The sequence below is a fragment of the Candidatus Woesearchaeota archaeon genome (genome assembly GCA_021734105.1).
GTDB lineage: Archaea > Nanobdellota > Nanobdellia > Woesearchaeales > SKGA01 > SKGA01.
Window position 1 is genome coordinate 1 of the sequence record JAIPJP010000038.1, and the last position, 7,389, is coordinate 7,389.

At 34.2% G+C, this 7,389-nt stretch carries 9 protein-coding genes; 4 read left to right on the forward strand and 5 right to left on the reverse strand.

The window, feature by feature from the left end; genetic code table 11:
* The coding region (locus K9M74_05560; GenBank protein ID MCF7799341.1) for a hypothetical protein at window positions 1–737 on the reverse strand (737 nt) is incomplete at its 3' end.
* Window positions 738–1,025: 288 nt separating this feature from the next.
* Here K9M74_05560 and K9M74_05565 point away from each other — a divergent pair.
* Both K9M74_05565 and K9M74_05570 read left to right on the forward strand, forming a co-directional pair.
* On the forward strand, window positions 1,026–2,993 hold the full coding sequence (locus tag K9M74_05565; protein MCF7799342.1) for a hypothetical protein: 1,968 nt from the start codon (window positions 1,026–1,028) through the stop codon (window positions 2,991–2,993).
* A gap of 65 nt (window positions 2,994–3,058) precedes the next feature.
* Window positions 3,059–3,226: a hypothetical protein gene (locus tag K9M74_05570; GenBank protein ID MCF7799343.1), complete on the forward strand. Its 168-nt coding sequence runs from the start codon at window positions 3,059–3,061 to the stop codon at window positions 3,224–3,226.
* Window positions 3,227–3,434: 208 nt separating this feature from the next.
* Here the strand turns inward: K9M74_05570 and K9M74_05575 are convergent, their stop codons facing one another.
* From K9M74_05575 to K9M74_05585, 3 genes are all read right to left on the reverse strand, one after another.
* A complete protein-coding gene (locus K9M74_05575) occupies window positions 3,435–4,673 on the reverse strand; it encodes a hypothetical protein (protein ID MCF7799344.1) in 1,239 nt (412 codons plus the stop codon).
* Between the two features lie 70 nt (window positions 4,674–4,743).
* Window positions 4,744–5,046, reverse strand: a complete 303-nt coding sequence (locus K9M74_05580; GenBank protein MCF7799345.1) for a hypothetical protein — start codon at window positions 5,044–5,046, stop codon at window positions 4,744–4,746.
* 53 nt (window positions 5,047–5,099) lie between these two features.
* On the reverse strand, window positions 5,100–5,561 hold the full coding sequence (locus K9M74_05585; GenBank protein MCF7799346.1) for a hypothetical protein: 462 nt from the start codon (window positions 5,559–5,561) through the stop codon (window positions 5,100–5,102).
* Between the two features lie 73 nt (window positions 5,562–5,634).
* Between K9M74_05585 and K9M74_05590 the strand changes: the two genes are divergently transcribed.
* Window positions 5,635–6,486: a histidine phosphatase family protein gene (locus K9M74_05590; protein MCF7799347.1), complete on the forward strand. Its 852-nt coding sequence runs from the start codon at window positions 5,635–5,637 to the stop codon at window positions 6,484–6,486.
* Window positions 6,461–6,871 (forward strand): hypothetical protein, encoded by a 411-nt coding sequence (locus K9M74_05595; protein ID MCF7799348.1) that lies wholly within the window; start codon window positions 6,461–6,463, stop codon window positions 6,869–6,871. The genes K9M74_05590 and K9M74_05595 overlap by 26 nt, the downstream gene beginning before the upstream one ends.
* Window position 6,872: 1 nt before the next feature.
* On the opposite strand, the gene K9M74_05600 is transcribed toward K9M74_05595, so the two are convergent.
* Window positions 6,873–7,389 (reverse strand): PD-(D/E)XK nuclease family protein (locus K9M74_05600; protein ID MCF7799349.1); only part of this gene is annotated, 517 nt, incomplete at its 5' end.

Sequence of the window (7,389 nt, forward strand, 5' to 3'; positions counted from 1 at the left end):
AGACCAGTTAATCGAGGAACGGGACTTTGCACATCGTATGTTCGAAATATTTTTCCTTGCCAACTCCCTGTCTTAAGCATTTCAACAGTTAATTGTTCTTCAATATTAGATGTGTCAATATCGGCTGCGAGCAATTGTTTTCCTACAACAGTAACATGAACAAGAACTTCTTTTTGTTCCTCAACTTTAAGCATGTCTTTTCGCTTCGATAATTCTTTGATCATCTCTTTTTCATCATTTGAAAGTTCATCAAAGGATAAGGGGAAAGATTTATGTTTGCTGAAAAATATTTGTGGCTGATACACTGGCTGCTCCACTAAGACTTTTCCAGCAGGAAGAATAGAAAAAATCAATCCTTGATCAGTTTTTTCAACCGTTGCTGCTTGATGCGATTTTAAAATACCAATACAAGCCATAATTTCTCCGCGAGGCAACGTATCAGACTCTAATGCTTGTGCTAGCTTGGGACCTTGCATTAATGCTGTCAGAATTCGTATTTCAGGAAGACCATGCTCTTTTGCTAGCTCACCATTTGTTCCAAGAACAACAACTTTTTTTGCTGTGTGCTCAAGAGAGACAACATTACGATTGCTCAACCACATCAAAGCGCGCTTCACTTCAACATCTTGTAAACCTGATTTTACAACTAATTCAGTTGTTGTTATATCGGCAGTGAGATGAGGTAAAACTTTGCGCTCTACTGCTGAAAGAGAGTTTGCTAGCTCTTGAAGGGACATATTAGATAGAATAAAATCAGTTCTTTATAAACGTTTTGCGTTCGCGAACAAGTTTATTAACCTATTTATTAAAGAAGTTCATAATATACAGCCAACGACTCCACAGCTTACAATGCATCTTACAATGCATCTTAAAAAAAATCTTACAACACAGCTTACAAGGTAACTCAAAAAATATCTTAGGAAATTGCGGCTGTATTGTTAATTATGTTGCTCAGCCAAGAATGCGTTTAGCTCGTTTTTCTTTAGAATAATGCCTTAGCAGCGTTCATTTGTCATTCTTTTAAAATGGCTATTTATAAACGAAAAGCATATAAGGATGAGATTTTAAGAATGGAGTATATGAATAAACTGCTTAGCACCATTATTATTTTAGGCCTGTTTGCAATACTTCTTCCTGGAGCAGTTGCTGTTTCTGAAGCGAAAGTTTCGGGCTGGTATTCCTATTATGAAACATTTAATTTTAATGACCATGAATATAGTGTGAGGCTTATGAGTGGAGAATTCAGACCAACAGATGATGAACACAACCAAAATGGTGGAACACTGCGTATCGGCAAAGATGACGATAAAGTAATTATCAGCATAGGTACTTGTGATGTAAATGAAAATAGAAGTTATTGTTTTTTGAATAAAAGCTTTGAAAAAGATAACATCCTCATTGATGACCAAGGAGCGCTACAACCAGCAATTCACATACAAATTATGGAGTATGATTATTCTTCAAAAGTAGATGTCACCAGAACATTTGAAAAAACAAAATTTTCACTCTATGAAATAGGAACCGTTGAAATTACTGTGCAAAATAGTGGCGATTATCCAATCACCAATGCAAGAATAACTGAAGAAATACCGGAAGGATTTGAAATTGAATGGCACGAATCAACATTTTTCCAATCAGCAAACAACAAATTACAAAGTACATTTAACCTTTATCCAAACAAAGTATGGAGCGCCAAATATAAAATAAAAGGAATCTCATATAATACCAAAGAAAGTTATACAACACAACTAATGTATGATTCAGAAGATGGAACAGATATTAAAAAATCATCATCAAGCGCGACAATAGAAGTATTAGAACCATATATTATGCAAACAACATTACCCACCACCATTAAAAGAGATCAACCGACAGAATTTGAATTCAAAATAACTAATAATGAAAATGAAGAACTAACAGTTAATAATCTTCGAATTTATGTTCCCCTTAGCTTGTTTATCAGAGGACAATCAAATCTTAATACCTATGCATTTAACACATTAGGAACAACAACCACTCTGCAACCAAAAGAAACAAAACGATTTACTATTCGAATAGGAACGCCATTTGTAGGTAACTTCGGCATTATGTACGAAGGCGATTTAAGTGTTAAAGATAAAGCGTACGAATTCTCAGGTACAAAAAATATTACTGTTGAAACAGATGGACTTAATTGTTATTTTTCCTTTAACGAACCAACCATACAAGCAGGAAGAAAACTACAATTCACCGCTAACCTAAAAAATGTTGGCGACCTTGATGATTATTATGCTATTAATGGAACTATTCACACCGCATTTGAAGATATACCGTTCACAATCCCAAACATATTTAGAGAAGGAGCGAAAATTATCCATAACCAACGATATCAAATGCCATTTAGTACCAAAGACAAAGAATATCCATTTACCATTACTGCAACGTACCAAACAGAAGCAGGACAAAAATTTACGTGCAAGGAAGAAAATAATTATTTAGTTAAAGGTGCAGAAAATATCTTGGGATTTGATATATTTGTCAGTGCAGATAAACCAGCCCCTGGAGATGATATAAACTTAGTTATTACTGCAAGTAATGAAATTACTGAAGACATCTACGATATTAAATTAGAAACAACAAGCGAAGATGCAGAAATTATACAAGGTATTCAAAAAAAGAAAATCAACTATTTAGGCAGTGAAACAAAAGAAGAAATGTACAGCCTAACTATTCACATACCAGAAGCGTATCAAAAAGAAAAAATAGAGGTTATCACTACAGGAATAGTGGACAGTCACAACTATACTGATAGCATAACAACAAGTATTCCTATTCAACTACCAACTCAAGATGACAATGAAGTTGCTGATGAAATAAAAGATGATGCTGTAGAAGAAACAACCAGAAATAGTACTACAGCAAAAAGTAATTCAAAAAATACGGATACAAATGAAGAAGAAGCACCAGAAGGATTCCTTGCAAAACTGTGGGATTTCATTAAAAAATTATGGTAAAAAAATACTACGCTGGCGAAAACAAAGAAAATTAAAAAATTTTCAAGTTCACACCAAACAAAAAAATGGCAAAAACTGTAGAGATATCATTTCAAGGAATTACGAAAAAGTTAACACAAGCAAAACAACGGCTTAAGAAGTATTTTGCAAATATTGATACCAACGGCATAATAGCGGTTGGCGCGATTGGAGTAGGCCTTGTGTTAGTAGTTATTGGAATTATTCTAGTATAAAAAATTTAGACGCAGGCAAACCCCAAACAATTCTCTTGTGCTACGCAACAGTATTTATTGCAGTCCAATATAAATTTAATGATTGCTCAGAATTATTATTATTATTATTATTATTATTATTATTATTGGTTAGACTTAGAATACAATAAACTGTTTAACATAAGTATAAGAAAAGAACACTAATGACATAACAATATAAATAAGTAATTTAGAAAGTTTTCTTAATTTTTGCAACAAAAAAACCTTCAGAATTATTATCTTGAGGATAAATTCTTAAACATTTCTTAACATCAGGATGAAACGTTTCACCATCAAACTCCATAAATGGTTCACTTCGCACAATATCAAGATCTATGTCAAGAAGCTTTGCTGTTGGTTCTTTTCCTAGCAAATAAGATACCACGCCTTCATTTTCAAATGGTTCTTGAGAACACGTCGAATATACCATGGTCCCACCAGGTTTGAGCAATTGATACGCATTAAGAATTAATGCTTTTTGAATTGCTACGAGTCTTCGCACAAAACCTGCTGAATACATTTCAAGCATTTTAAAACTTCGACGAATAGTACCTGTACCGCTACAAGGAGCATCAACTAAAATTCTATCAAAAAAAGGCTCTCCTTGAAAAGGATGCCGAAGTCTCGTGCTTTTTTTACTTCGCTGAAAAGCATTTAATACCACTAACGTGTTTGTGATGCCCATACGTTGTAAGTTGAGTCCAAGTGGACGAAGCCGAGAAATATCAACATCATTAGCAATAAGTAATCCTTCATTGTTCATGTATTGTGCGAGTTGCGATGTTTTTGAACCAGGAGCTGCACATAAATCTAAAACAGCCAACGGCTGTTCAGGGCGCTGCGTACTGTCATGCAAATCAATGTGCTGTGAACTGTCATGCTGTGCAGAGTGTTGTGAACTGTCATGCTGTGCAGAGTGTTGTGAACTGTCATGCTGTTCAGGGCGCTGCGTACTGTCATGCAAATCAATGTGCTGTGAACTGTCATGCTGTGCAGAGTGTTGTGAACTGTCATACTCCTGATCGGAGTTCTGGTTGTCTGTGTTCGCTTTATCATTTCGCATATCGCTGAATAAAACAACCGGCGGAAGCATGGATGCTGCTTCTTGCACATAAAAATATCCTAAATTATGCTCGACAAGATTTCCTATATCAAAACGATGAAATTCTTTATGACCTTCAATAAAAAAACCCTCTTTACACCAAGGAACAGGCGTTAATAGCCAACCTTGACGTTCTAGACGCGATTGTAATATATGCACATCCATTTTAAGCGTGTTTACTCGAATACATTTTCTTAAGTAGCGAAAAGAATAATCCATAAAATCATCATATTTTGGACCGAGAATCTTTTGATATTGTTCTTTAAAGAAGGGTTTAATTTCTACTTTTTCAGCAGAAAGAATTCTATGTGGAATAGTCATGTCCATACAGCAAAAGAAAGAAGAACTACTTTATAAAATGAGAAGGAAAAAAGAAAAAACCTTTGCAACAAGAAGATTATTTTTTTGTAAAGCCAAAATAGTTAGTAAGATAGGATTTTATTCTACTGCGTTGCTCTATACCAACAACCATATTTGTTGCTTCATTAGCTAATAAATCATACGTTTTAATAGAATAGCTATCAGCCATATCAATATTGCCATTCATACGATAAAGATTAGCCAGACGGAAATTTAAGAGAAGCCCATCTCCAAAATCACACTCTACAGGCGCAAGAGAATCCAGTTTAGTTTCTAATTTTTCGATGTGTTTACTAATTTCTTCTTGAGATTTTAGAGGTAACATATTTTTTGATTTCATTTTTTATTCTCATTCGTATTTCATTTAATCATATTTCATCTAATTACTTGGTTTTAATATAACACTCCAAATAAAACTCTATCGATCCTATTGAACCGAATTTTACCAGGGTCTGCAACTTTATTATTATCGCCCTTCACAATACAATACCAACCAGCATCATCTTCACCGATGTAAACTACACGATGAATAATTCGTCCAGTATCCCCTGCATAAGTAATGATATCGCCAATGTGTATTTCTTCTGCTGTTTGCGGAATAATTTGCAAGGCATTTGCACCTTTATCAATGAAAGGATCCATTGAGTTTGTATCAGTAAAAGAAGCCCATTTCGCGTTCTCTACATGAATAATAATACTATCTTGATACACCCGCACTTGTTCTTCAGTTATCCTATCAAACGGCGAGAATTGCTCAGGAGAAGCACTCGCTACAGGCATTTGAGACAACAAACCAGCTAGAATCATACCTGCAATAAAGGAAAGCAAGATAGCTATACCAATAGATAATTTCATAACTACTAGATAGTAATAACTAATATATAAATGTGGCGGTACATTTATAAATGAAAATATCTAGACTAGCTGTATGGGACATATTATACTCGTACGACACGGCGAGAGTCGCTGGAATGTAGATAATAAATTCACTGGATGGGTAGATGTACCACTCACAGAAGTAGGTATCCATGAAGCACTTATTGCTGCAGAAAAACTTAACGATATCAACATTGATGTTGCATTCACGAGTAAACTCATGCGAGCTAACGAAACACTCGTTCTCATCTTAGCACATCAAAAAAAGACAGGTATTTTTCTTCACGAATCAAAACAACGAAAAGCATGGTCCATGCACAACCACGGAAAAGAATTCGAAGAAAATGAAATTCCTATTTACTCATCAACAAAGCTTAATGAAAGATATTACGGAAAACTCCAAGGCCTTAACAAAGATATGGCCCGAAAAAAATGGGGCGAAGAACAAGTACACAACTGGAGACGAAGCTACGATGTTCGACCACCTGGCGGAGAAAGTCTTAAAGATGTCTACAAACGAGCAGTACCTTATTTTAAGAAACACATCCTGCCAGAAGTGCAAAAAGGAAAAAATGTCATTATCGCAGCACACGGCAATAGTCTGCGAGCACTTATTAAACACATCGAACTCATTAGTGATACCGATATTCCAAACTTAGAATTGCAACTCGGTACGCCAATTATTTATCGCTGGCATCGCAAGAAACTTGTAAAAATAAATCACGCACATAATTTTAATAGACCAACACATTGGGAACATTCACCAAGACATAAACGAAGTTATAGTCAGGCAAAAGCAACAAGCAAGAAAAAAGTTATTAAAGAAAATACAATTACAAAAAGAAGAACTATAACTAAAAAAACAAATTCAAAAGAACATGAAAAAAGTAGAAACAAGAAATAAAACTCCTTGGCAAGTAACTCTAATTTCTATATTCTTTTTTGTAATTGCTACAAGAACACTCTTTGCAGTAATAGGCTCAACAAAATTACTTATTCAACTAAATAAATTCTTTTTTGAAAGCTCGCCACAAATATTATTTTTTATCATATTTATTTTACAAATTACATTTACTATACTAGCAATTATAGCAGGAGTGAAATTACTCACCAAAAAAAAAGAAGCATACACCTGTAGTATTATTACAGCAATAATAGGCATGCTATTAATAACTACAACATTCATAGGACAAGTAACAACCATAGATGTTATTACAAGAACACTATACACAATAATTTATGTGACAATAATTGTTTATGCTATGAAAGAAAAGAAAAAAGAAAAATAAATTATTTCTTCTCATTCTTAACAACAGGCTCTAGTAGTGGAGGAATTTCCTTCCCGTTGTAACAATAATCATAAAAATCGCATTGACCAGAAGACCACTTACATAAAGGACTTCTATTCTGAGGAAAATCAGCAATATTATCCGTTGTTGTGGACATATGGATTTGTTCGATTTTAAATTTTGCATGTTTAATTAATTCTTCATCAACAGGTAAAACTTGCTCAGCATCAACACCCTTAAATTTTAAGAAATAAATACCAACTTCATGAGGTTTTTCCTTATGCTCAAGTTCATAAAGCAGTGCATAAATTGCTAATTGTAATTTATATTCATCACTAAGTTTTGCACGCTTAGACGTTTTATAATCCATTAAACGAATATTACCATCAGCAGTTTCAACCGCATCAATAAAACCTTTCACATAAAAATCCCACGATAAATATTCTTTCTCACGCTGCGGAGTAAGTTTCTTAAACGCTTCGGGAAAGGAGAGCCCAGAAGCCATCTGAGTTTCTAAT